A 26297-nucleotide genomic window follows, 5' to 3' on the forward strand; every position below is an offset into this window, starting at 1 on the left:
TATTCTCTTAATGCGCTAAATTATTATGCAGCATTACTTTTTCCACTATTCATAGCACTATGCTTATAACTATATACAAAGTATATTACAAGTCCTATTACTAACCAAACTAAAAATCTAACTTGAGTTATAACTGGAAGTTTAAATATTAAAAGTGCGCAGAAAGCTATTGAAAGTCCTGGAACTATAGGTACTAATGGACATTTAAATGCTCTCTTTCTATTTGGCTCATGTTTTCTTAATACTATAACAGCTGCTGAAACTATTATAAATGCTGTTAAAGTACCTATATTAGTAAGTTCTGCAACAACTCCTATTGGAGTGAAGCCTGCAACCACCATACTTATAATACCAACAAGTAATGTACTTTTTACAGGTGTCTGGAATTTTGGATGTACGTCTCCAAATACTTTTGGAAGTAATCCATCTCTTGACATTGCAAAGAATACACGAGTTTGACCAAATAACATAACAATTAATACTGAAGTAAGACCACAAACTGCACCAACAGATACTAAAGCTGAACCCCAAGTTATACCCACCTGCTCAAGTGCAAATGCAACTGGAGCTGCTGTTTCTTTAAATTTAAGATATGGAACCATTCCTGTTAATACTGCAGAAACCACAATATACAATATAGTACAAACAATTAATGAACCTATAATTCCTCTTGGTAAATCTTTTTGAGGATTTTTTACTTCCTCTGCTGCAGTTGAAACTGCATCAAATCCTATATAAGCAAAGAATATTACTGAAGCACCTGATAAAACACCACTCCAACCATAAGGCATAAATGGACTCCAATTTGCTACATTAACATGACCTAAACCTAATGCTATAAATAATAAAACAACAGCAACTTTTATTCCAACTATTATGTTATTCAATTTAGCACTTTGTTGTACACCTATTATTAGAACGCCTGTTACTACAGCAAGTATAAGAACTGCTGGTAAATTTACAATACCACCTGCATCAGGCGCATTTGCTAAAGCCTTTGGTACAACGATACCTGCAGATGCAAGAAGTTTAACTATATATCCTGACCATCCAATTGCTACTGTTGCAATGGCAAATAAATACTCAAGTATTAGATCCCATCCAATAATCCATGCCCACAATTCACCAAGAGCCGTATACCCATAGGTATAAGCACTACCTGCTACTGGAACCATAGAAGCAAACTCAGCATAACATAATCCAGCAAATGCACACGCAATGCCTGATATGATAAATGATATAACAAGTGCTGGTCCAGAATAATTTGCAGCTGCAATACCTGTAAGCACAAATATTCCAGTACCAATTATTGCCCCAATACCAAGCATAGTAAGTTCGAAAGCCCCCAATACTTTCTTCAATGACTTTTCACCCTGCGTCTCCTTTATGAGATCTTCAATGGGTTTTGTTCTAAATATATTTTTCATAATTATTGCCCCCTTTTTTTAATTCGCATTTCAATCGATCGAAATTAAAGTATCCTATGAAAATTTTCAAAAATGAATCTTGTTATTATATTACCACCATTATTTATATATTTCAATATCATTTTTATAATTTTTATAGTATTTTTTTAATAAAATGTTTTTTGAAGTCATATTTAAATATCATTTAGTTAATATTATGAATGTAAACGTATAACTTAATGCAATTGTTTTTTATATTCAACAATTCTCCTGTCATTAAACCTTGAATTAAAATAAGCGTGATTTTTTCATCACGCTTTTGCAATATAATATTTTTAGTTGAATATGAATATTATCCCTTAGTAGGCTCAGTTTCCACTTTAGGTTTAATTTTTATTAATAAAGTTGAAATTAACGCTATTAATACAAATAGTGCACATAGCATCAATATATAATCAAAAGCATCTACAGAAGCCTGCTTTTTTAAAAGTCCCATAAGAATACTTTTAGCTTGAACTTGCGATTGAGTTAATGATATTCCATTAAGTGCTAGTTTATTTTGCATTTGATTTAAAAATGCTGCTGCTTGTATATTAAAAGGTGTTACCTGTTCTGATAATCTATAATAATATATATCTGATTTACTTGTAAGAGAAAGTGTCATCATAGTTATAGAAACAGATCCTGCTATTTGTTTAAAAGTATTCTGAAGAGTTGAACCTTGGGAAATTAACCTCTGTGGTAGAACATTCATTCCCAATGTAGTAAGTGGCATCATAGTAAGTCCTAATCCTGCACCTCTAAGTATTAAAATCAAATTCGTCATATCCCTGGAAGTATTTAAATCTATTTGTGCCAATTGATATGATGATATTCCAAGTAAAACTAATCCAGGTAATATTATTACTTTAGGATTTATTTTGTCTACTATCTTCCCACTTATAGGCATCATTAACCCTGTAACAATTGCAGATGGAAACATTAATATACCTGTTTGCATAGCTGTATATCCTTTGAGCCTTTGTAAAAATAGAGGTATGGCATATACTCCTCCCATCAATGCCATATTTATTAATGTTAAAGCAATTAAAGAAAATGAAAAGTTTAATTTTTTTAGTACTTTTAAATCCAAAAGTGGTTCTGAAACTGTTAACTCATTTATAACAAACATAATAAGATTGAAAATACCTATTGTCAAAATAACAGGGTTTTGTACGTCACTCCAATCTATAGGATTTTCACTTAGTACATATAAAACACTTACAATGCCAACCGTTGAGAATATAAAACCTGTAATATCAACTTTCTCAGGAGACTTGTGCGGAAATTCCTTTAACAGTATTGTTGATAAAATTATTGCTATAATTCCAATAGGTACATTTACATAAAAAATTAATCTCCAATCCATTTTTTCAATAATAAAACCACCAAGAGTAGGACCTATAGCAGGAGCTGCCATACTAGCTATTCCCCAAAAACCCATAGCAAGTCCACGTTCTTTAGGTTCAAACATCTGAAAAATAATAGTCATACTAACTGGCATAATCATTCCACCTCCAATAGCCTGCAGCACACGGAAAATTATCATGGCTGAATTGCTCCAGGACATACCACATAGGAAAGAACCTAAAGTAAATGAAATTAATGCAAAGATATATAGTTTCTTATTTCCAAATTTCTCTCCTAAAAATCCTGTAAGAGGTACTATAGCTCCTAATGTAAGCGTATATGCAGTTAATACCCACTGAACAGAATCCAAAGATACATTAAAAACTGCCATCATTTTAGGTATTCCGATATTTACTATGCTAGTATCAAGAATAGCCATAAACGTACCCATAACTACTGCTGCAAGAGCAAACCATCTATATGAATCTGATGTAATATCTTTTTCCATAAAAATCTACCTCTTTTCATTTAACATGGATTTTAACAACAGTATTTGTTCCAGGTAATAGTTTATATTTATTTTTAGGCAGTGAAATCTTTACAGGAATTTTCTGTACAACCTTTGTAAAGGTTCCACTAGTAGACGTAGGAATAACAGACAAATCAGAATTAGCATAATCTCCAACGCTTATAACTTTGCCACTTAATTTTAATCCATCATATTCATCTACAGTAATATCAACACTTTGTCCCAATTTTACCTTTTTAAGCTTTGTTTCATCTATATTGGCATTTATGTAAAGAGCAGATGGATCTATCATTGTAGCAAGTGGTTGTCCTGCAGTAACCACCTCACCTGCAGTTCCTTGCTTTTTTAATATAATTCCACTAATTGGAGCTCTTACAACAGAGGAGTCTGTAGCTATATCCGCTAAATTACCCATATCAATCCTACCTACTATTTGATCCTTTTCCACATACTGACCATCCTTAATATTTATTTCTGCAAGTTTACCTGTAATTTGTGGTGCTATTTTTACCAAATCACTTTGAACTGTTGAATCATCTGTTGAAACAAAATATGTAGAATTGTACCAATAATATGCAATTATACCTCCTACAACTACTAACATTAATATAAACACAGGAATTATTAACATATTTTTATTTGATTTCATAATTTATTCACCCACCTTATTTTTTAACCCTATTTCTGCAAACATACCTGGTTTTAGAATATCGCTGTGATCTTTAAGAGCTATTTTTACTAAAGCATCCTTATTGCGAGAATCTATTTGTGAATTTATTGTTGAAATTTCGCCTTGAAACACTTTATCTGAAAATCCAGATACTTTAACATTAACTTGAATTCCTACTTTTAACTTAGCAAGTAAGTTCTCTGGTGCATAACTATCTATATGAAGTCCATCACCGCTTACAATTGTGACAAGAGGTTGGTTAGTCCCAGACATTTCTCCTACATTTATATTTTTTACAGTAACTGTTCCTGATATGGGTGCTGTAATAACTGTATGAGTTAATGAAGTTTTCGATATTTCTGCTGCAGCTTCAGCTTGCTTTACAAGTGCCCGAGATGCATTTATATCACTTTGTGTTGGGCCATTTTCCATAGAAGCTAAAGCTTGTGAATCTGCATCATACTTAGCTTTTGCAGCCGAAAATGCCTGCTGTGCTTGTTCAAGGTTTACTTCAGCAGTATTACCTCCCTGCAGCAACTGTTTTTGACGCGCATAATTTTTTTGAGCAATATCATAAGCTGTTTTATCTCCGTCTACAAGCGCCCTTTGGGAAGCAATTGATTCCGGTCTTGTTCCAGCTTTAATTTTATCTAAGTTGGCTTGATTGGTTGAAACAGCGGCTTCTGCTTGATTCACTTGAGATTGAAGATCTTTATTGTCTAAGTAAATGATTGGATCCCCAGCATTTACTTTAGTACCCACATCTACTTTAATTTCAGTTACTTTTGCATTGATTTGAGAGGATATATTTGCATAATTATCTGCTTGAATTTTTCCACTTAAAATGTATATATCTTCAGATTGTGTTTTATTTTCACTAGTCCCTCTAAAATTATTCTCATTGGAAGAACATCCTGCAAATAATGTTGTAATGGTTAATGATAATAACAATGGTATTAATTTTTTTATTCTTTTTTTAGTTAACATAAATGTATTTCCCCCTTTATTAAAAATATTAAAAATTTTGTTATCAACCAAAATCAGTTGATTCTTAAAAATTTTTTGAGCATTGTTTTAATCAATGTTTTAAACACTGTTTAAATAAATATTAATACTAACCTTAGTAGTTGTCAATATAATTTTTCTTTTTTAATTTAAAATAAGAAAGACCATCTTTGTAAATGCCTTTATATTAGCAAAATATTTTTATAAATTGTAATAAAAAAAGCATACATATATGACTTTTGTTATTGACAAAAAATATATAAATTAGTATGATAATATTAAAATATGTTTTAAACATTGTTTATATATATATATAATAGTAATAAGCGATTCACACAAAATCATAGATTTCTGTTAACCGCCTAGGAGGAATTCATATGAAAAATAATTTAAAAAATGCGTCAAATGCAAAAGAAAGAATACTAAATTCAACACTTTACATTATTGGAAAGGAAGGCTTCCAAAATGTTACCACAAGAAAAATAGCAGCAGCTGCTGATGTGAATATAGCATCTATTAATTATCATTTTGGATCAAAAGATAATGTAATTAATGAAGCTTTAAAATGTTTTACTGGTATGTTTAAAAACTCCTTTAAAATTCTCGACAATAATGAATTAACACCAGTAGAAAGGCTTAGAAATTTTCTTAGAAGTTATTCAGATGTTAGCATAGAATATCCTGATGTATTTAAAAACTTCGTTAACAAACTTATATGTAATGAAGAAGTTCAACCTGAATATATGAAATTTCTTCAACAAGAAGGAATTACAAGCTTAATGAATATTTTAAAAGAATTGACAGGTATTAAAGATGATTATCATTTGCATATGATGGGATTGCAAATAATTAGCACTTTGATATTTCCTATATTATTAGGCAATAAAGTAGAAAATATTGCTAAACTTGATTATAAAAATAAAAATGTTAGATATGACTATATTGAATTATTAATTGAATCTATTCAATGTAAGTAACACAACTTTTTGAGAGGCCAGAGGACATTATCTGTCCTCTCAAAAATATAAATTATTTCTCACCTAAATATTCTTCCAATACCAAATTTTTATCAAAAATTTCCTTTGCTGCCTTTACACCAACATATCGGATATGCCAGGATTCATAATTATAGCCTGTTACAGCTTCTTTTTCTTTTGGATATCTCATAATAAATCCAAATCTATAGGCATTAGCCTTTAACCACTTTCCCTCTCTTGTTTGTCCAAAGTCTACCATTAATCGACCTTGTGCTCCATCTTTATTCGTTACATCCATTGCAAGACCAGTTTGATGTTCACTAGCTCCAGGTTGTGCCACATACTCATCAGCTTGCTGTTTACCAACTTTTTTTACTCTTTCATTATAGATCTGCTTTTGTGACTTATAGGATCTATAACCAGAGTTACCATATAAATTTATATCTTGCTTACCAGCATATGCGAATAAATTTTCTAGAGCTCTAGCCGCCTCACCTTGCATCATTTTTTCTTCATGAGATGTATTAAATGCAAAATTCACATTAGGTACTGTTAAATTTTTAGGTATATCATTGCTTGATAACCTATTATCTCTATTTACTAAAATTAAAACATCACCAGTTTTTTTATCACTTCCATAAGCTAAATTATTTATAGTTTGATTTGGCTTAAATACTGAGTAAATTATTACTACTACAGCCAGAAACAATACTGGCATCATAAGTAACTTTTTCAATTCTATACGCCTCCATAACTTGTTTACAACTTTTAATTATCGCATAAATTTTTTATACTTTGAAACAGTGCTTTATTTGAATTTATTACTTTTTCATTTCCAGCCACACACAGATTATTCTGCTTCATAATAGCATCTATCATAGGTGCATAATTTCTTATATCCTCTACTGTAGTTGAAAGAATTTCATCCCTATATTTTTGAACATCTTCCTGTGTTATGCCCATAATATACATGTCATCAGCTTCTGAAGCTTTATTTTTTGGATCCAACAGAGTATCTATATAATCTAATGATCTTGAAATATATTTATCCATTTCATTTTTATCTGCACTAAAATTTTTCAAATAAGATGGTACAGCATTAAATACATCTATTGTATCCTTTAAATTAGGGTCACTTGTAGAATAAAACGAAAAATCAGAATTATTTTCTTCTACGCCTACACTATAAGCACCACCCTTTATTCTAAGCTGTCTTTTTAAATAACTTTGTGCTATTGTTTTAAGCACTAGCATTTTTCCACTGGATTTATACCCCATTTTTTTATAATTTCCTGACTTAACTATGCTCTGTACTTGTGCTGGGGTTATAAATGCTTCGTTTTTTTCTGAATAATTAAATGTATACTTTTGCTCATTAACACTTGATTCTTTTATTTTATCTAAAAAGTTATTAAGACATTTAGTAAAATTGTCATAATCTGAGCTGTCTCCAGTATAACTTGCAATTAAATTATTTTTATTAAATGTTAAATCTTTTACATAATTAAGATTGTTTATAACTTCATCAGATTGTTTATCAAAATTCTTATCTAAATCGCAAATAAAATTATAAAAAGGTAAGCAATTCATATTATAGTATTTGCCGCTATCAGAACTGTAAGACCTTGCTTCATTTGCAATAAAACCATAAGAGTCATTATTCATATCATTTTGCATGTCTAATTTTATTTTTTTGATTAAACTCTTTAAACGATCCTTATCTGAAAAATTACTGGTCATAGTTATTTCCTGTAGAATATTAAAAGAATTTTGTAAATTGTTATTTAGTGTGGACATAGAAACTTTTAATTTAGGATAATACTTATCAGAATCTTTATCACACATTAAACACTCTGGATTATAAAAAGAAAATGTAATTCCACCAGTATAAGTACCTACTGCATTTGATAATTTGTCATAAGTATAATTTTGCGTACCAACCTTTCCCAACATATTTGTTAATAAAACTAAATACATTAATTTATCTTGAGAAATTTTACTTGTATCAAAATAAAGATTAGTATATTGAAGTCCGCCTGTATACATAGGATGTTTTAATATCTTCACTCCATTATAATCGCTTACTTCTGAAGGTATTTCTTCAGCTTTCTTATTAACAGTACTTAAATCTACAGAATCATTTTTGGAATTTTGTTTCAAATAGTTATCCTGCCAGGATTTAAATGATTTATTTTGATTTACTAATTCATTTATTTCCTTTGAAGATAAGCTTGCTTTATATTTTGCTAGAGAATCCTTTAACTTATTTTGATTTTCATCATCTAACCCAGGTTTAGGTTTTATAACTATAAATGATGAATGAGTATTATTTAATATATATTTTTGTATTAAATTTTCAAAGTACCTGTTATCTTTTTTACATTTTGCTTTGATGTTTTCAATTTTAGAGGTGGATAATAAACTTTGTTCTATATTTCCATTTTCACTCCATGATTGAGCAATATTTCTCATGTATTGTTTCCCTCTTTGAGCAGAAGAAGCTGTATCTCTACAGTTCATTTCATATTGATTAAGTACAGAATTAACTAAATCCTTATCAAGACCATTTTTAACTATACTTTGTAAAGTAGTATTAACTACAGTTTGAAATTTTTGTTTTTGGGATTCATTTGCTCCTTGAGCTATTATACTGAACGGAGCTTGTGATGAATATTCATCAACACCCTCCCAAATAGTAGAACCCATATCATTATTAGAAAATGCTTTTTTCAGGGGTGATGAAATAATATCCTGAAGTATCATAAAAGCATTTTTAGTTTCTTGATCTACATCACTTCCCAACACATAATTTAATGATAAATATGTTTTATTTGTAACACTACTTCCTTTAGGTAGAGAATAGTAATCTTCAGCATAAGTCATTTTATCAGAGACTTTTTCATCTTTTGCCACAGTGTTAACTGAAGCTGTTTTGTTAAATTTGCTAAAGCAAGTGTCATTTATAGCTTGTAATATTTTATCAATGTCTAAATTTCCATAAAGATAAATAAGACTATTTGAAGGAGTATAATACTTTTTATAAGTTTCTAAAAGCTCCTCATAAGTAAGTTTAGGTATATCACGAGGGTCTCCTCCTGAATCAAATTGAGCTAAATTGGGAAATAAAGATGTTGCTATGTTTTTATCAAGAATATCATAAGGTGACTTTCTACCTTTTTCTTCATTGTATACAATACCATTTACTTTAAGTTCATCACTAGGAGAAGATATCTCATAACGCCACCCCTCCTGCTTCATTAAATTCTCATTAATGTTTGAAAAAAACGCTGCATTTAATTCGTTTTTTATAGAGGCTTCAAAGTCTTTTTCATTTGAAGTAGCTCTATAATAGCTTGTACATACATCCGAAGTATATGCATTTCCTTCAGCAACTATTGTATCTCCTTGATCTGAAACTACATGCTCAAGGATATGATTCACACCAGTATTATCTTTAGCTAAAGTTTTAAAGTTAATAGAAAATACTTTATGATTATCATCATTTTTCACATAACAAACTTTTCCTCCTGTCTTTTCATGTTCAAATTCAAAAACTATTGAATCAATATCTTTTATATAGTTCTTTGATAACAGCTTAAATCCAGAATAAACATTTCCAACAATAAAATTAGTGGAAACTGCTTTATTTGAACTTACTTCTGCAAATACTGTATTAAAGCAAAAGCATTGAAACGTGAAGATAAATGTCAGTAGTAAAATAAATTTTCTTTTTAGAATCTTCATTTTTAATTCCTCCCCATTTTGTTAAAAATTCCAATAAAATCAATCATAATATAATTTTTATCTTTCTATTACTTAAGAGACATCATATACAAAAAAGGTTCAAAATTTATGTTGTTCACTAGATTCATCAAGAATACTAATTACATCTGCAATAAATTTTCCTTTATCATATTTTCCCCATACAGAAATTTTTGTACCAGAAGATAACTTACTTATATTCTCAGCAGAAATTTTACTGTAGGTAACAGTTAAACTATATCCTTTTAAAAATTTTTTCTTTAAAACTCCTTTTTCCAAATAAACCTTAGTAGATTTATTTAACATTACTTCAACATTCTCTTCATTAGTATTTTTAGTATAATTAGAACTTACTGCAGTACTTTCGTTCTTATTATTTCTAATAATTTTGTCTACAGTAACTAAATCACCACTACTATTCACCAATTTTCCAAATATATCAGCCTTGTCTTTTGGAACATTTTCTCCACCAATAACTTGTTCATGCAATTTACTAATTCCTAAATATGTCCCAAATTGGTCTACAGCAACAATACCTCCACCAATAAAAAATATAAAAGTTGTTATTATTATACTCACATAAAAAGTATTTCTTTTTGGTATCAGCTTATTGATGTATTTATATAAAATATATCCTATAATTCCTCCCATAGTATTCAAAATAACATCATCAATATCACTACTTCCAGCACCTAAAATATACTGAGAAATTTCAAAAAATAAGCAAAAACAGGCTGTAGATATTAACACATTACTAAACTTTGAATATTTTTCATTTAAAGAAGGTATAAAATAACCAAATGGTATAAATATTATTATATTTCCAAAAGTATCAGATATAGCACTCATATATCCCATTGTTCTACTATTAACAACATCTTGAATAACTGTTTTAAACGGAATTAAATTAATTGACCTCATTTTTCCATAACTTCCACTGAATAATTGACTTATTGAAAGATATCTAAATATTAAAATTTTAAACAAAGCAGCAATATATGCTATAAATAAAATCCATATTACAGCCTTTAATAACCCAGTTTTATCAAATTTGAATTTCATGTAATTTCCTCTCTTCCTTCAAAATATAAAATTTCATTTTTTAGTGTTTTTTGTTATCATGTTCTTGTTTTGTTTTAATACTTTTAAAAATGTATTCATTATATTAGAAGCATCTTTTACAAAAAAGGTTCAATTTATTTTATAAGTAACTGTTATAATGTTCACACTAAATAAAATTCCTCTGTAAGTTTATAAGTTAAACTAAAGCTTGATAAAAAATTGATATAGTATATAATTTAAGCTGTCAATGTCACACAAGTTTATATTAAAATTCCAATGTTACAGGAACGTGAAATAATTTAAATTTCATTAAGAGGTGATAAGTATTATGTTTAAAAATCTCCTTATAGTTGAGGATGATGCAGGAATTAGAAATTTAATAGCTATGTACTTTAGAAAGGAAGATTTCAATATATATGAAGCTGAAGATGGAAATCAAGCTTTAGATATATTCAAATTAAATAAAATAGATTTAATTATTCTTGATATAATGATTCCTTATATAAATGGTTTTAAAGTTTGTGAATGTATTAGAAAGATCTCTAATGTACCCATTATTATGCTTACTGCAAAAACTGAAGAACAGGATATACTACAAGGATTCGATGAAGGTACTGATGCATATGTAACCAAGCCTTTCAGTCCTAAAGTGCTTGTAGCAAAAGCCAACGCTCTTTTAAATAGAGTTGATAATAAATTAAATGCTAATGACAATATTTTTTCAAAAGACGGTCTTATTATAGATTTTAATTCTGGTGAAGTTTCTGTGGACAACTCAAAAATAGTACTGACACATAAGGAATATGATTTATTAAAATTTTTAATACAAAATAAAGGAATTATTTTGTCAAAGGACATTATACTTGATAAAGTATGGGGATATGACTATTTTGGAGATCCACGAACTATTGATACACATATTAGAAGATTAAGACAAAAACTAGGTAACAATCACAAGCTTATAATAACGGTTAAAGGTAGAGGATATAAATTTGATGCTTTATAGAGGTGAAATATGAAATTTTATAAAAGTATTATCTTTAAGCTTTTTATAATATTATCTTCAATATTAATTTCTTTTCTGTGCATTATTGTTTTTATCCAAGTATTTATAGTAGGTAGAACCTACAATATTTCACAAAACACCATAGAAAAAGAAAGACATATAGAATTTTTTACAGATGATTTTATAGGTAAAATCATATCCAATGATGAAGGAATAAATACTAAACCCACTGCTTTTGAAAAAATACAATTAAGTTCCCTAGAAGACTTTGAAAATCAAAACATGATAAACTTTGTTATATTTGATAAAGATTTAAATAATATAAAAATCACACAAAATACAAAATCACAATTTAACCCTTATTATGTTGATTATATAAAAAATAAAATTACAAATTATAATTTTAGCATACACTATTTTCCTGACACAGGAGATGAAATGCCTCTTTTTCGTATTTATAACAAATATAAAATTCCCACCAAATATATAGTATTTGAAAAAATATATAAGGTATCAAAATCTGATTATATTTATGTAGCTGCTATTATTCCAGAAGTTTTTACCTCAACATCTTCAAATATATTAAAAAAATATGCTATTTGTATATGTTTATTTTTAATTATTTTAATTTTTGTTGTTTCCATAATTCTTGCATATTGGGTGGCAAAGCCTATATTGAAAATAAATAAAACTGCATCTAAAATAGCAAGCTTAAATTTTTCTGAAAAATGTGAGATAAAAAACGAAAATGAAATAGGAAGTTTAGCTAAAACTATAAATATTATGTCATATAACCTTGAAAATACACTTCATAAACTTTCTAATGCTAATGAAAAATTGCAAAAGGATTTAGATTTGCAAAGAGAACTAGATTTGCTTAGGAGAGAATTTTTAGGTGCTGTAACTCATGAATTTAAGACACCTATTACATTAATAAGAGGTTACACTGAAAGCATAAAAGACGACGTTGCACAAGGAGACGAAAGGGAATTAGCATTTAAAACCATACTGGATGAAACAGAAAGAATGGATAAGCTTGTAAAAGATTTATTAGAGCTGTCAACTTTAGAATCTGTAGGATATAAACTCAATATTTCTGAATTCTACATAAATAACCTTATAAATAAAGTAAGTGCTAAATATGAAAATATTGCTAGAGAAAGAAACATTACATTAGAATGCAGCAACTATAGTGATGTATTAGTCACAGGAGATGAGTTTCGTATAAGCCAAGTATTATTTAACTTTATAAATAATGCTATAGATAACACACCGGAAAATGGATATATCAAGTTGTCCTTAGAAAACATAACAACCTACGTAAAAATATCAATTGAAAACTCTGGTAAAAATATTAATGAAGCTGAAATAAGTAGAATTTGGGAAACTTTCTATAGAGTTGAAAAATCTCGAAATAAAAAATTTGGAGGAACAGGTCTTGGACTTGCCATATCAAAAGCAATACTTGAACTTCATAATAGTAATTACGGTGCTACAAATACACCAAACGGTGTTTGTTTCTTTTTTACATTAAAAACTATAAATTAAAAAAATCACATTAAATTGTACATGATCTTATTTGCTAAAATTATTTATTAATCATTTAATTATAGATAATTGCTAGTTTGGATTTTGCTTATACATAAATATTACTATGATAATTTAAAATCCAAACTAACATTCATTAAATTCTTGATTATGTGGTATACTGCTTATGCTTTATTAAAATTAATTTTACTTTGAATTTATTATGTTCTCAGCTATTTTTGACATTTCTTCAAAACTCAATTTATTATTTTGATCGGTAAGTTCATAATTCACATTGTTTTGTGTCCATTGCAATGAATGAGCAGTATTAAATTCTTCTTTAATTTTTGTACCATTTTTACTGCTAGCGCCAATTAATACTTCTTTTCCATTTTCACAAGCTTTACGCTCCTTAGCTTCCTGTTCTTTTGTCAATTTAACATCGCTAGGCAGCACATGTACTGTATATTCTGCCCAACGTGCAGTAGTATTACCAACAGTTACAGTCTTAGCATTTTTACATATTGGAGAATCTTTTCTTGCTCCAGCTTTCCAAACACTTAATGATATGCTCTCTTCCTTAGTATTATCTTTTGAATATATACCTCCAGCTTCTTTTTTATCATATTGCTTATCTGGTGTTGAACCATCAATATGTCCCATTACACTAGCATCAATTAGCTTATATCCTCCTGGAAGAAAGGCCGGCATTTTAGCATCATAGCCTAAATCCTTTTTTAAAACATCTTTTGATGGTGCTTTATCATAACTTTTCATATCTATATAGCCATTAACATGCTTTCCTATACTTCGAAGAGCCGAAACTCTAGCATCTGGAGAAAAAGTAAAAATTGCACCTGCAACTATAAACATACAGCATGCTGCCGTAATCACAGACTTTTTTAAATTAAAATACGCTAATCTTTCCTTTAAATTAAATACTTTTTCATTTCTATTTAATTGAATTTCACTTTTTATATTTTCAAACATATTCTCTGGTGGAGATACTTTTTCAGCTTTATCCATTAATGCTGATTTTATTATATTATCAAATTGTTGTTGGTTTGACATTTTCATCTTGCTCCTTTCCATTTAAACTGTTATAAAAGGAATATCCTTCAAACTTTTTGCTCCTTAATTCCTTCTCTAAAAACTTTCTCGCATTGTGAAGCCTTGATTTAACCGTACCTTGGAAGCACCCTAAAATTTTTGATATTTCTTTAATAGACAACTCATTGTAATAATAAAGAATAATAGTTGTTTTTAATGGTACACTTAATTTATCAATAGCTTCATTTACAAGCCTTTTAATTTCATCTTTTTCAGCTATATCAGATAGTACTAAACTATCTGCAATTGTTTCTCTATTATTATCATCCATACTTTCTGTATGTAAATAATTTTTTTCCTTTGAACAGTAACGCCAAACTATCCTTGTGAGTAAGCGATAAAACCAGGACCGAAAGGCTTCAGCATTTTTCAAACTTTTAATTTCTTTATAGCATTTTATAAAAGCCTCCTGTACAATATCCTCTGCCATGTCATTTCGTCCAATTATAAGATATACTGTTCTAATTGCTTGATTGCTATATTGGTTAAATAAAATGTTAAAAGCCTCCATATCACCCTCTTTGCAGCGCTGTATTAAACTGATTTCGTCCACATCATCAACTTCCTTTCTAGGTGCACCTATTATATAAGAGACACCATATACAAAAAAGGTTCAAAAATTTTTTCTTAAATACAAATAATAAATTGATATATAATTCTAAAATTTCAATAATAACAATACTTTTACCTACATTATAAACTACATGCAAACACAAAAATGCCAGTGTATTAAATTTAATACACTGGCATTTTAATTAATGGTGACCCCTAGGAGACTCGAACTCCTGTTACCACCGTGAAAGGGTGGTGTCTTAACCGCTTGACCAAGGGGCCTCGTATTTTTTCTTTTGTTTATTAGTTTTTTTCTTTAGCTTTTCGACTACATGTATTATAATAATATATTTTTTTCTATGTGTCAACAATTTTTTGTAATTTTTTTCGTTTTTTTATTATTATTTTAATCTTTCTCCACAATAAGGACAAAATTCAAAATTGGAATCTACTGACCTTCCACAATTACTACATCTTAATTGCGCCTGTGTTCCGTTATAATTTTCTATAACCTTTAAGTCCCAATAAGTAATGGCTGAATCTTCTCCATTTTCTACCCTAATACCTTTTTCTTTAGGTATTTCATAAATAGTATTACAATTATTGCATATTAAAAAATACCTTATATTCCATTTAAAAATTGGTATAAAAAATATATGAAAGAAAGAATATTGTTTTATCAATGTATGTCTACTACTATTACAATTCTTACAATCTATGGTGTTTATATCTTTTATCTGTTTTTGTTTATCTTCTACTCCAAATATTCCTATAAAGAACATTGTACCCTCCTACCGCATTAATATGCCAAGAAAATTCACTTCATAATATTACAACAAAAATTCTCAACTTACAATACAAACTTAATTTTAACACAGTATATTTTAACACATAATAAGTAATAATATAAGCAAAATGCGAAGCATTTTTTATATTACCTACTTAATTCAAAAGGAGATGTTCATTATGATATTGATAAAAAACATAGAAATTTACTCACCAGAATATTTAGGTAAAAATGATGTTCTCATATGCTTTGATAAGATAGCTTATATATCTAAAAATATACAAGTTCCAGATAAAAACTTTCCTGAAATCCGAATAATTGATGGTGAGGGCTTTACTTTAACACCTGGTCTCATTGATCTTCATGTCCATATTATTGGTGGTGGTGGTGAAGGTGGATTTACCACTAGAGCTCCTGAACTAAATCTTACAGACTTTACCTCTAACGGAATTACTACCTGTGTTGGATTGTTAGGAACTGATGGAACTACAAGAAGTATGGGAAGCTTACTTGCAAAAGCAAGATCTTTAGACGAAGAAGGTATAAGCACCTATTGCTGGACAGGATGTTATGAAATGCCTACAAGAACAATAACTGACAGTGCTAGAGGAGACATTGTTTTAGTAGATAAAATAATAGGTGTAGGCGAAATTGCTGTATCTGACCATAGAAGCAGTAATCCATCTTCTGAAGATTTAATTCATCTGGCTTCTGAAGCTAGAGTTGGAGGCATGCTGTCTGGTAAATGTGGTATTTTACATATACACATAGGTGATGGAAAAAAAGGACTCACTCCTGTATTTAATATAGTAGAAGACTCTGAAGTACCCTATGAAAATTTACTTCCCACTCATGTAAATAGGAATCCATTAGCATTTAAACACTCTATAGAATATGCTAAAAATGGAGGCTTTATTGACATAACTACAGGTATTAAACCTGAGGGAGATAATGCATTATTTGCTTTTGATGTTTATAAAACCATGCTTAAAGAAAATATATCACCTTATAATATTACTATGAGTTCCGATTCAGGTGGCAGTATGCCTATATTTGACGAAAACGGCAAACTACTTTCTTTAAAAATAGGCTTGCCATCTACAAATATTGAGACCATAAGACAATGTATAGAAAATGGTATATCCATGGAAGAATCTCTTATTCCTTTAACTTCTTCACCAGCTAAGTTTTTAAAATTTAAAAATAAAGGTAAAGTTTCTGAAGGCTTTGATGCCGATCTATTAATATTGGATAAAAAATTAAACTTGAATACAGTTATATGTAAAGGTAAAATTATGATAAGCAATTATAAACCTGCTGTATATGGAACTTTTTCAAAGCCAAGTGATTCTTAGACTCAAGCAAAATTTAAAACTTCCAATGTTCCTCGAATAAAAAATGATAAAAGTGTTACCTATAGCAGCTATGGTACAAATTTAATTGTTTACATCAAAAGATTATTGCGTTAAACTATTATTAGTATAACGAATTGAAAAATAAACAGAAGTGGGTTGTTACAAATGATACTAAGTCCAATAATTATTTCTTTAAAAGTTTCTTTAATTTCCACAATTTTCACCTGCATAATAGGAATTACTTTAGCTAGACTATTTACCAAATACGAGTTTAAGGGTAAGGATGTTCTAGAAGTTTTGATAATTTTACCTATGGTATTACCTCCTTCCGTTGTAGGATATGGTCTTTTAGTAATATTAGGCAGGTACGGTTTTATAGGTAAAATTATTCTAAGTGTTTTTAATAAAAGTCTAATTTTCACTTTAACTGCTGCTTGTATAGCTTCCTTTGTAGTTTCTCTTCCCTTAATGTACCAAAGCTGCAAAGCAGCTTTCATAAATATGGACAAGGTCTGTGAAAACGCTGCAAGAACATTGGGAGCTAGTGAGCTTAAAGTATTTTTTAAAGTAACACTACCAATGGCCTTCCCAGGTATAATAAGTGGTTTAGTTTTATCTTTTGCTAGAGCTTTAGGTGAATTTGGTGCTACATTAATGATAGCTGGAAATATTCCTGGAAAAACACAAACCATTCCTACTGCTATATATTTTGCTGTGGAAAGTGGAGATAATAGAACTGCTAATATCCTTGTGTTAATAGTTTTAATTTTCAGTTTCACAACCATATATAGCCTTAATATGTGGACAAAGCGAAATTGCAAATAATATTTTTAAGGATGGATTTTATGCTTAACGTTAGAATATTTAAAAAGATGTATTGTTTTGATTTGGATGTGAATTTTTCCCTTAATAAAGAAGTACTTGTTATACAAGGACACTCAGGTTCTGGTAAAACTACAATTTTAGATTGTATATCTGGTATAAAAACTCCTGAAGAAGGTGAAATATCCGTAGGTAATGAAGCTATATTTTCTTCTAAAAAAAATATAAATATGAAAATTAAAGATAGAAATATAGGATATGTATTTCAAAATTATGCTCTCTTTCCTCACATGACTATAGAAAAAAACATATTATTTGGTTTGGAATGCAAAAATTTAAAGGACACTAACTACATTGAACATATTATGAAAGTTTTTAATATTGATCATTTAAAAAGGAGATATCCAAAGCAAATATCAGGTGGTGAAAAACAAAGAGTTGCTCTAGCTAGGGCCTTATCTATAAAACCTGATGTTCTTCTTTTAGACGAACCTTTTTCAGCTCTAGATGTACAAACTAAATCCATAGTATATGAAGAATTTTTGCAGTTAAAAAAGCTATATTCTATAGACATTATTTTAGTTACACACAATCCTGAAGAAGCTCGTTTGCTAGGTGATAAAATAATTCATATAGATTATGGAAGGATTAAAGAATGTAAAAATACTCCTACTTTAGAAGCTAGCGTTTCTATTTAATAATTTAAAAAGCTATGAAATATAGGTTCACACCTTAATTTCATAGCTTTTATTATACTACATAGATTTTAATTTAGTCTCAATAAGTTCCTTTGCCATCTTAGGATTTGCCTGACCCTTTGAAGCTTTCATTACTTGACCCATTAAGAATCCAGCTGCCTGCTGTTTACCACTCTTATAATCTTCTATTGATTTAGGGTTAGCACTTAAAACTTCATCTACTATCTTTTCAAGCACATCTGATGAACTTATTTGAGAAAGTCCTTTTTCCTTTACTATTTCTTCAGGATCTTTTCCTGAATCAAACATTTCATTGAATACTTCTTTTCCTGCTGTATTACTTATTTTTCCTTCACCTATCAGCTTTATAAGTTTACAAAGCATTTCTGGTTTAAGAGTCATGTCAGTGCTTTCCATTTCTTTTTCTTTAAGTATTCTAAGCACTTCAGCTAAAATCCAATTTGCAGCAGTTTTTGCATCCGCTCCAAGTGCTACAACACCTTCATAGAAATGACTTAGCGCTTTATCAGAAACTAAAATATCTACTTCTTTTTCTGTAAGCTTAAATTGCTCCATGAATCTAACTTTCTTCTCTGGTGCAAGCTCTGGAATAGATTTTTCTATACTTTCTATTTGGTTATCACTAATAACTATTGGTACTAAATCTGGATCTGGAAAATATCTATAATCATCAGCATCTTCCTTAGATCTCATAGGAATAGTTCTTCCCTTTCCGCTATCCCATCTTCTAGTTTCCTGCTTTATTTTATCCCCTTCTCCAAAATTATAAAGCTCTTGTTGTCTTTTTTGTTCCTTTTCTAATGCTTTTTGAACTTCTTTAAAGGAGTTTATATTCTTAATTTCTACCTTAGTATTGAATTCTTCCTGTCCAACTGGTCTTAAAGAAATATTAGCATCACATCTCATAGATCCTTGATCCATTCTACAGTCTGACACTTCTGCATATTCAAGCAGTGATTTTAATGTCTTAAGAAAAGCTACTGCTTCTGCTGGTGAATGAATATCTGGCTCCGTAACTATTTCTGCAAGTGGCATTCCTGCACGGTTATAGTCTATTAATGAAAATGGTTCATCTTCCAAATGAGTAAGTTTTGCTGGATCTTCTTCTATGTGTATTCTGTTTAATCTTACTTTCTTTTTAACTCCATCTAATTCAAATTCAAGATACCCTCCGCTGCAGATTGGCAAATCAAACTGAGAAATTTGATAAGATTTTGTAAGGTCTGGATAAAAATAATTTTTTCTATCCATTTTGTTTAACTTATTTATTTTACAGTTTAAAACCTTACCAGCTTTTATAGCTAAGTTAATTACTTCTTCATTCAAAACAGGTAATGTTCCTGGCAATCCTAAACATACTGGACATGTATTGCTGTTAGGCTCAGACCCAAACTTAGTAGAACAGTTGCAAAATATTTTTGTCTTTGTATTTAATTCAGCGTGTATTTCCAAACCAATTATTGTTTCATAACTCATAATTTTTTCTCCCTTCTGCTTACTTTATAGCTAAAGTATCTACTTTAAGTTCTTTTTCAAGTGCATAAGCAGCCTTTAATATTTTCTTTTCTCCAAAATGAGGTCCTATAATTTGAATTCCTATTGGAAGTCCTTCTTTGCTAAATCCACAAGGAAGGGATAATGCTGGAACTCCAGCTAAATTGATATTTACAGTGTATATATCTGCAAGATACATTTCCATAGGATTTTCACTCTTTTCTCCACTTAAGAATGGAAGTACAGGTGAAGTTGGGCTCAATATTAAATCATATTTTTCAAGAGTTTCTTTAAACTGTCTTCTTATCTCTTTTCGTAACTTTTGAGCTCTATTGTAATAAGCATCATAGTAACCAGAAGATAATGCATATGTTCCAAGCATGATTCTTCTCTTAACTTCTTTTCCAAAGCCTTCTGTCCTTGTTTGTGCCATTAAATCATCAACAGATTCATAATCCTTTGCTCTATATCCATATCTTATTCCATCATATCTATCTAAGTTTGAACTAGCTTCTGCTGAAGATATTATATAATAAGAAGAAAGTCCTTCTTCTGTTATAGGCATAGTAGTTTCTTCAACGATTGCACCCATTTCCTTAAGCTTTCCCATAACCTTTTCCAAAGAAGCTTTTATTTCTTCATTTAAGCCTTTTCCAAAGAATTCCTTAGGTACTCCTATTTTTAATCCTTTAACACTTCCATCTAGTGCACTTAGATAATCTGTTTCAACTTCTTTTCTTGAACTAGTGCTGTCCATTTTATCATAACCTGATATAACTTCTAATGTCATTGCACAATCTTCAACTGTTTTTCCAAAAGGTCCTATTTGATCAAGAGATGATGCAAAAGCTACAAGTCCAAATCTTGATATTAATCCATAAGTTGGCTTTAATCCAACTACTCCACAAAATGCTGCTGGCTGACGAATTGAACCACCTGTATCAGAACCTAATGACACTGGTGCAATTCCAGCTGCTACTACTGCAGCAGATCCACCTGAAGATCCGCCAGGAACTCTTTTAAAATCCCATGGGTTTTTAGTTTTCATAAAAGCTGAATTTTCTGTGGAAGATCCCATAGCAAACTCATCCATATTAGTTTTTCCTATTATAACTGCATCTTCTGCCTTTAATTTTTTAATTACAGTAGCATCATATGGTGGAATAAAATCTCCTAACATTTTTGATGCACAAGTAGTTTTTATTCCATCTGTACATATGTTATCTTTAATTGCAATAGGTACTCCTGCAAATTTTCCAAGCTTTTCTCCATTTTTAACTTTTTCATCCACTACTTTAGCTGATTTTATAGCTTCTTCTTCACAAAGTGTAATATATGCTTCTACCTTTGGATCTACTTCTTTTATTCTTTCAAAAAGCTTTTTTACGATTTCTTCTGAAGTAAATTTTCCTTCTTCTATACCTTTTTTTATTTCAAAAGCTGTCATAGCTTGTATTTCCATATTTACAACCTCCTGATTTTAAATTAGAGTGAGAATCAAGGTATTTTAAAAGGTTAAAGCACCTTAATCCCACTTTAATTATTCTATTATCTTTGGAACTTCAACGTAAACGTCTCTCATGCTTTTAACGTTCTGGAATAATTTTTTCTTCTCTTCATAAACTTTTACTTCATCTTCTCTGACAAAGGATTTTAGTCCATCTTCATATTTATTCAAATCTACGCCGCTTAAATCAAATTTATCTATAGATGCAAAATGTCCTAATATTCCTTCAAAGTCTTTAGCCATTTTTTCTGCTTCTTCATCAGTAACCTTAAGTTTTGCAAGCTTTGCAATATATTTAACCTCATCAATGCTTATCATCTTTAAATCCTCCTATTTCTAAACCAAGATACTTTCTAATGCCTAATCATTTTAAATATTTTATGATTAATGCTAATTTTTTAAAAATATCCTAAGGCTCTAATCTCTTCATATCTCTTGGAAGTAATGTAGCTTCTCTTATATTGCTTAGGTTAAGAATTTTCATTGTAATTCTTTCAAGTCCTATAGCTAATCCGCCATGTGGTGGCATTCCATATCTAAAGCTTTCTAAATAGAAACCATAATCTTCTGGGTTAAATCCAAATTTCTTTATATTTTCTTTTAACATTTCATAATCGTGTATTCTTTGACCTCCAGTAGTTATTTCAAGTCCTTTATATATAAGGTCAAAGCTCTTTGTCATTCCATCTTCATCTGGCATAGCATACATAGGTCTCTTTTTAACTGGATAAGCTGTTAAAAATACGAAATCACTATCATATTTTTCTTTTATATATTTTGCAAAAAGTTCTTCTCCTTCAGCATCAATGTTTCCTACTGGAGATCTCTTACCATACTTCTCTAAAAGTATTTTATGAGCTTCTGCAAGAGGTATTCTTGGAATTTCAACTTTTTCTGGAAGATTTACATCATACATTTCTAATTCCTTTTGGCAAGTCTTTCTTAAATGCTGGAATAAGTGTCTCATAAAGCCTTCTTCTAAATCCATAATATCATTTTCATCTTTTATGAATCCCATTTCTAAGTCAAGACTTATATACTCATTTAAATGTCTGTAAGTGTTGTGAAGTTCTGCTCTATATGCTGGAGCTATTTCAAATACTTTTTCAAATCCTGCTCCTACCATCATTTGCTTAAAGAACTGTGGACTTTGAGCAAGGAATGCTCTTTTGTCAAAATAGTTTATAGTAAATACTTCAGAACCACCTTCAGTACTTGCACCTAAAATTTTTGGCGTATGAATTTCTGAAAAGTCATTTTGTAATAAATACTCTCTAAAAGCTGTAACTATTTCCTGTTGAACTTTAAAAGCTGCTCTAGTTTTTGGATTTCTTAAACTTATATATCTATAATCTAATTGTGTTTCCAAATGAGCTGAACTTTTTCTTTCATTTACTGTTATTGGAAGTTTATCATAATAAGTTTTTCCTAGAACTTTCAATTCCTTAACCTGCAGCTCAATTCCACCTGGGGCCTTTTCATTTGCTACCTTAGTTCCAACAACCTCTAAACTCATTTCTAATCTTAATCCCTTTAAAAGTTCCTTACCAACTACTAATTGAATTATTCCTGTCTTATCTCTCAAATGAACAAAACCGAAGTTTTTAAAATCAATTACTTTATGAACCCATCCTTTAACTAAAACTTCATCTGAAGCTGATTCCTTAACTTTTTCTACATATAATCTTTCCATAATATTGCCTCCTAAAACATATATTTTCCATTTTTTCAAATAAAAAACCCCTGTATCTTAATAGATACAGGGGCGAATTTCTTCGCGGTGCCACCCTAATTTAGCTTTAAACACTTATCCGGTATACTTATAAATATACACGTAATAAAATAAGAGTTACTGCTTCATTAGGGGATTTATGCATTTGCATAAATTAAATTTATTTTTGAATATAAAAAACCGTCCTTATACCTTGCGGTATAGGGACGGATACTATTCCGTGGTGCCACCCTAATTTAGCTTTAAAGCTATCTCTTATCGGTACAGATAATTAAACTTACTTATCGATACCTATCCCTTGTAACATAGGGAATACGTCTAAGCCTACTCTTATAAAAATTTCGGTTAGATACTCCAGGGTGTTCTTCAATATAATCTTCATATTCGGCTTCCACCTTCCCGAATTCGCTCTGAATCTGAATTATATTTACTCTCCCTATCATTGTTTTTCTTAAGCATTTCAAGTTATGTTTATATTATAATTACTGTATAAATATAAGTCAATAGTTTTTTGATAATTTTTTAAAGATTTAAACATATTTTTTTCATTTTATTTAATTAATATTCCATTCTTTAATAAGTTTCCACTAAAATCTTAAAGTATTTAACATAATCATTATTCAAGTGGATCCTTATTATTTTTAGTTTCTTCACTTTCTTCAATATCTTCATAAAAGAAGCCTTCCTGCCTTTTTAACTTTTCACTTTTTTTCTTAAATTCATTTTTACTTCTATGCAAATAAATTATAGCTGCAATACCAACTGTAATAACTATTAATATAATCATTAGCATCCACCATGGTAAATGTGTTTTAAATTCAGCATATCTTATTTCTTCCCATAAGGTTTTAGTCACTTTAACGCTTCCTGCTTCCTTAACATTTATGTTCTGAAGCTTCTTATTAGCATCAATTACTGTAACTTGTCCATCTAATTTTGATAATATATTCCTATCACTAAGTGCAGACTCTAATAATTGAAGACTAGCAATATTGTTATCACATAATATGACATATACTCGTTTTGAAGTATCCCATGGTGATCTTATAACTTGAAATAACACTTTATTTTTTAATACTTCAGGAATTAAATTAACTTCTTTTTTTATATCCAAATTTCCATTTTTTGAAGGCGATATTGCCAATTTTTTCTTGATGCTTTCTGGTATTTTCACATCGTTGTAGGTACCTAAAAATATCATATTCATAGCCTTCTGCTTATCTGTCAGTTCACCATTTTTTTCAATTATATCCCAATTAAATACTTCTCCAGTATTTTGACCTATACGAGTTGCTAATATTGATGCTATTTTTAAATTGAATAAATTTGAAGTATCCCACATTCCTATGGCTACTTGATTATCATTATTAGAGTAATTTGTATAAAAAAAAGGAAACTTTTGCAAATTAGGTTGAATGCTTGTTTCTTTAGAAAGCAAACATAACTTGGAATCAGAATTTATAACAGTCCACGCACTATCATAATAGTCCTTAGAACAATCAATCTTTCCTAAATAGTTATAACATTCTATAGAAACTTTTATTTCTGGTAAATTCAACTCACTCTCAGGTATATTAATTTTCAAAGTACCCTCTTCCGCATTAGCAACTGTTAATTTTGCACTATTTACCGCCATTCCATTTATATATACTGTCATGGCTGATCTATCAGAATCCAGCACTTTAGAATGCTTGAACTTCAAATCAATATATGAACCCTTTTGGCTTTGTATTCCCTTTGGTTGAATAAAGGACATATCTAATTTTTGATGGAAAGCCCCCTGCAAATTGACATCCGAATATCCAAAATCAGAAAATTTATATACTCCACTTGTATTAACAGGTTTAATACTAGGACTATATTTCGAATTAGAATTAATTTTTATTGAATCAGCTGCAACCTGCTTTAAAAGACTATTATCAGACATAAAATCTACTGCTTTATTTAATCCAGCTTTACTTTCTCCAGTTACTAAAGTATTATAAATGTTTCCACTTTGCTGCCTTACAGATAAGTATCCTTCATCCTTTGATAATTTATTATCTTCTGGATTAAAAAAATTATTAATATTGGCAAAAGCTGAATACATCCCTACAAATACTTTATTTTTTCCTGCAGCTGCATCACTTTCTCTAAATACTCCATAATCTATATTGTCCTTGTCCGTAGACACCTTTCCAATAGAAGAACTTGTCTTTAATAATGCAGCTTTACAATTATCATCTATATTTTTAGGCAATATAAAATCAGTAGATAGAACATTATTCTTCAAAAAATTATCATAATATATTAAATGAAAATTTGACAATAGGGAATCAGGATATTTATTTACTGTTACATGCAATTTTGAATCCTTATGAAAGACAACCCAATTGCTTGGATTATCCATATCAGCACAATCACCTTCTATTGATCTTTGATTACTTTGAAATTTAATTTCATTAATACTATCTACTTTCAATTTGGAAGTTGGAAATTTTACATTCCACCATCCTGAAGTAGCCTTTTGAACCTCATAAGTCCACTGAGTTTCAACTGGATAGTCATTGATAAGCATAGTGATATTAGAACGGGTACTAATTAAAGTATTTGAAAAAGTAAAATGCAGCTGAACATAACAATCCTCTCCAATGTCAAAGCCCTTAGGTACTGTAAACCAATATGAACCTACATTTTTAGGCAAACTCAATTTTTGATCCTCTTTAAATATTGGAATATCATAGCTTGCGCTTGAATTATTGTCTTCTTCTGCAAAAACACAACTAAATGGAATTATTAAAACAATTATTAAAAACATTATTATAACTTTAATTTTAAACTTTAAATTCATATACGTCATCTACCTCCAAAAATCTCTAGTAATAAATTACAAAGTTTTTGATTTAT

General features: G+C 29.5%; 21 protein-coding genes, 1 tRNA gene and 1 other annotated feature. Of the genes, 6 read left to right on the top strand and 16 right to left on the bottom strand.

The window, feature by feature from the left end:
• Positions 1–23: 23 nt before the first annotated feature.
• The 4 genes from bcaP to Ccar_RS12935 all read right to left on the bottom strand — a co-directional run bounded on the left by bcaP (position 24) and on the right by Ccar_RS12935 (position 4981).
• The gene (gene bcaP, locus Ccar_RS12920; protein WP_007060219.1) at positions 24–1427 is read right to left on the bottom strand and encodes a branched-chain amino acid transporter BcaP; all 1404 of its coding nucleotides are present in this window, start codon (positions 1425–1427) and stop codon (positions 24–26) included.
• Between the two features lie 331 nt (positions 1428–1758).
• Positions 1759–3303, bottom strand: a complete 1545-nt coding sequence (locus Ccar_RS12925) for a DHA2 family efflux MFS transporter permease subunit (RefSeq protein ID WP_007064952.1) — start codon at positions 3301–3303, stop codon at positions 1759–1761.
• Between the two features lie 16 nt (positions 3304–3319).
• Positions 3320–3973: an HlyD family secretion protein gene (locus tag Ccar_RS12930; RefSeq protein WP_007060216.1), complete on the bottom strand. Its 654-nt coding sequence runs from the start codon at positions 3971–3973 to the stop codon at positions 3320–3322.
• 3 nt (positions 3974–3976) lie between these two features.
• Positions 3977–4981 carry an HlyD family secretion protein gene (locus tag Ccar_RS12935; protein WP_007060215.1) on the bottom strand — a complete coding sequence of 335 codons (1005 nt, stop codon included), beginning with the start codon at positions 4979–4981 and terminating at the stop codon, positions 3977–3979.
• Between the two features lie 395 nt (positions 4982–5376).
• Between Ccar_RS12935 and Ccar_RS12940 the strand changes: the two genes are divergently transcribed.
• Entirely contained in the window at positions 5377–5976 is a 600-nt protein-coding gene (locus Ccar_RS12940) for a TetR/AcrR family transcriptional regulator (protein ID WP_007060214.1), read from the top strand.
• A 52-nt stretch (positions 5977–6028) separates the two neighbouring features.
• On the opposite strand, the gene Ccar_RS12945 is transcribed toward Ccar_RS12940, so the two are convergent.
• From Ccar_RS12945 to Ccar_RS12955, 3 genes are all read right to left on the bottom strand, one after another.
• Positions 6029–6712, bottom strand: a complete 684-nt coding sequence (locus Ccar_RS12945; protein WP_007060213.1) for a M15 family metallopeptidase — start codon at positions 6710–6712, stop codon at positions 6029–6031.
• 32 nt (positions 6713–6744) lie between these two features.
• A complete protein-coding gene (locus Ccar_RS12950) occupies positions 6745–9720 on the bottom strand; it encodes an insulinase family protein (protein ID WP_007060212.1) in 2976 nt (991 codons plus the stop codon).
• 99 nt (positions 9721–9819) lie between these two features.
• Positions 9820–10800, bottom strand: coding sequence for a VanZ family protein (locus Ccar_RS12955; protein WP_007060211.1), 981 nt, complete (start codon positions 10798–10800; stop codon positions 9820–9822).
• A 328-nt stretch (positions 10801–11128) separates the two neighbouring features.
• Between Ccar_RS12955 and Ccar_RS12960 the strand changes: the two genes are divergently transcribed.
• Positions 11129–11806 carry a response regulator transcription factor gene (locus tag Ccar_RS12960; protein ID WP_007064951.1) on the top strand — a complete coding sequence of 226 codons (678 nt, stop codon included), beginning with the start codon at positions 11129–11131 and terminating at the stop codon, positions 11804–11806.
• Between the two features lie 9 nt (positions 11807–11815).
• Positions 11816–13354 carry a HAMP domain-containing sensor histidine kinase gene (locus Ccar_RS12965; protein ID WP_007060208.1) on the top strand — a complete coding sequence of 513 codons (1539 nt, stop codon included), beginning with the start codon at positions 11816–11818 and terminating at the stop codon, positions 13352–13354.
• Positions 13355–13540: 186 nt separating this feature from the next.
• Here Ccar_RS12965 and Ccar_RS12970 read toward each other — a convergent pair whose 3' ends face one another.
• From Ccar_RS12970 to Ccar_RS12985, 4 genes are all read right to left on the bottom strand, one after another.
• Positions 13541–14404, bottom strand: a complete 864-nt coding sequence (locus Ccar_RS12970) for a hypothetical protein (protein WP_007060207.1) — start codon at positions 14402–14404, stop codon at positions 13541–13543.
• A complete protein-coding gene (locus Ccar_RS12975; protein ID WP_007064950.1) occupies positions 14382–14996 on the bottom strand; it encodes an RNA polymerase sigma factor in 615 nt (204 codons plus the stop codon). Before Ccar_RS12975 ends, Ccar_RS12970 begins: the two co-directional genes overlap by 23 nt.
• Positions 14997–15202: 206 nt before the next feature.
• Positions 15203–15277 (bottom strand) — tRNA-Glu (locus Ccar_RS12980).
• A gap of 119 nt (positions 15278–15396) precedes the next feature.
• A complete protein-coding gene (locus Ccar_RS12985; protein ID WP_007060205.1) occupies positions 15397–15777 on the bottom strand; it encodes a zinc-ribbon domain-containing protein in 381 nt (126 codons plus the stop codon).
• Between the two features lie 184 nt (positions 15778–15961).
• Between Ccar_RS12985 and iadA the strand changes: the two genes are divergently transcribed.
• From iadA to Ccar_RS13000, 3 genes are all read left to right on the top strand, one after another.
• Positions 15962–17137: a beta-aspartyl-peptidase gene (gene iadA, locus Ccar_RS12990; RefSeq protein WP_007060204.1), complete on the top strand. Its 1176-nt coding sequence runs from the start codon at positions 15962–15964 to the stop codon at positions 17135–17137.
• Between the two features lie 165 nt (positions 17138–17302).
• Positions 17303–17962: a molybdate ABC transporter permease subunit gene (gene modB, locus Ccar_RS12995; RefSeq protein ID WP_034826435.1), complete on the top strand. Its 660-nt coding sequence runs from the start codon at positions 17303–17305 to the stop codon at positions 17960–17962.
• 20 nt (positions 17963–17982) lie between these two features.
• The gene (locus Ccar_RS13000; protein WP_007060202.1) at positions 17983–18657 is read left to right on the top strand and encodes an ATP-binding cassette domain-containing protein; all 675 of its coding nucleotides are present in this window, start codon (positions 17983–17985) and stop codon (positions 18655–18657) included.
• 57 nt (positions 18658–18714) lie between these two features.
• On the opposite strand, the gene gatB is transcribed toward Ccar_RS13000, so the two are convergent.
• From gatB to Ccar_RS13025, 5 genes are all read right to left on the bottom strand, one after another.
• On the bottom strand, positions 18715–20154 hold the full coding sequence (gene gatB, locus Ccar_RS13005) for an Asp-tRNA(Asn)/Glu-tRNA(Gln) amidotransferase subunit GatB (RefSeq protein ID WP_007060201.1): 1440 nt from the start codon (positions 20152–20154) through the stop codon (positions 18715–18717).
• A gap of 19 nt (positions 20155–20173) precedes the next feature.
• Positions 20174–21634 (bottom strand): Asp-tRNA(Asn)/Glu-tRNA(Gln) amidotransferase subunit GatA, encoded by a 1461-nt coding sequence (gatA, locus tag Ccar_RS13010; protein WP_007060200.1) that lies wholly within the window; start codon positions 21632–21634, stop codon positions 20174–20176.
• Between the two features lie 78 nt (positions 21635–21712).
• The gene (gene gatC / locus Ccar_RS13015) at positions 21713–21997 is read right to left on the bottom strand and encodes an Asp-tRNA(Asn)/Glu-tRNA(Gln) amidotransferase subunit GatC (RefSeq protein WP_007060199.1); all 285 of its coding nucleotides are present in this window, start codon (positions 21995–21997) and stop codon (positions 21713–21715) included.
• Positions 21998–22088: 91 nt separating this feature from the next.
• Positions 22089–23372: an aspartate--tRNA(Asn) ligase gene (aspS, locus tag Ccar_RS13020; protein ID WP_007060198.1), complete on the bottom strand. Its 1284-nt coding sequence runs from the start codon at positions 23370–23372 to the stop codon at positions 22089–22091.
• Positions 23373–23610: 238 nt separating this feature from the next.
• Positions 23611–23863: a binding site (T-box leader), on the bottom strand.
• Between the two features lie 164 nt (positions 23864–24027).
• Positions 24028–26241 (bottom strand): cellulose biosynthesis cyclic di-GMP-binding regulatory protein BcsB, encoded by a 2214-nt coding sequence (locus Ccar_RS13025; protein WP_007060197.1) that lies wholly within the window; start codon positions 26239–26241, stop codon positions 24028–24030.
• Positions 26242–26297 lie beyond the last annotated feature (56 nt).

It is taken from the genome of Clostridium carboxidivorans P7 (assembly GCF_001038625.1).
GTDB classification, from domain to species: Bacteria; Bacillota; Clostridia; order Clostridiales; family Clostridiaceae; genus Clostridium_AM; species Clostridium_AM carboxidivorans.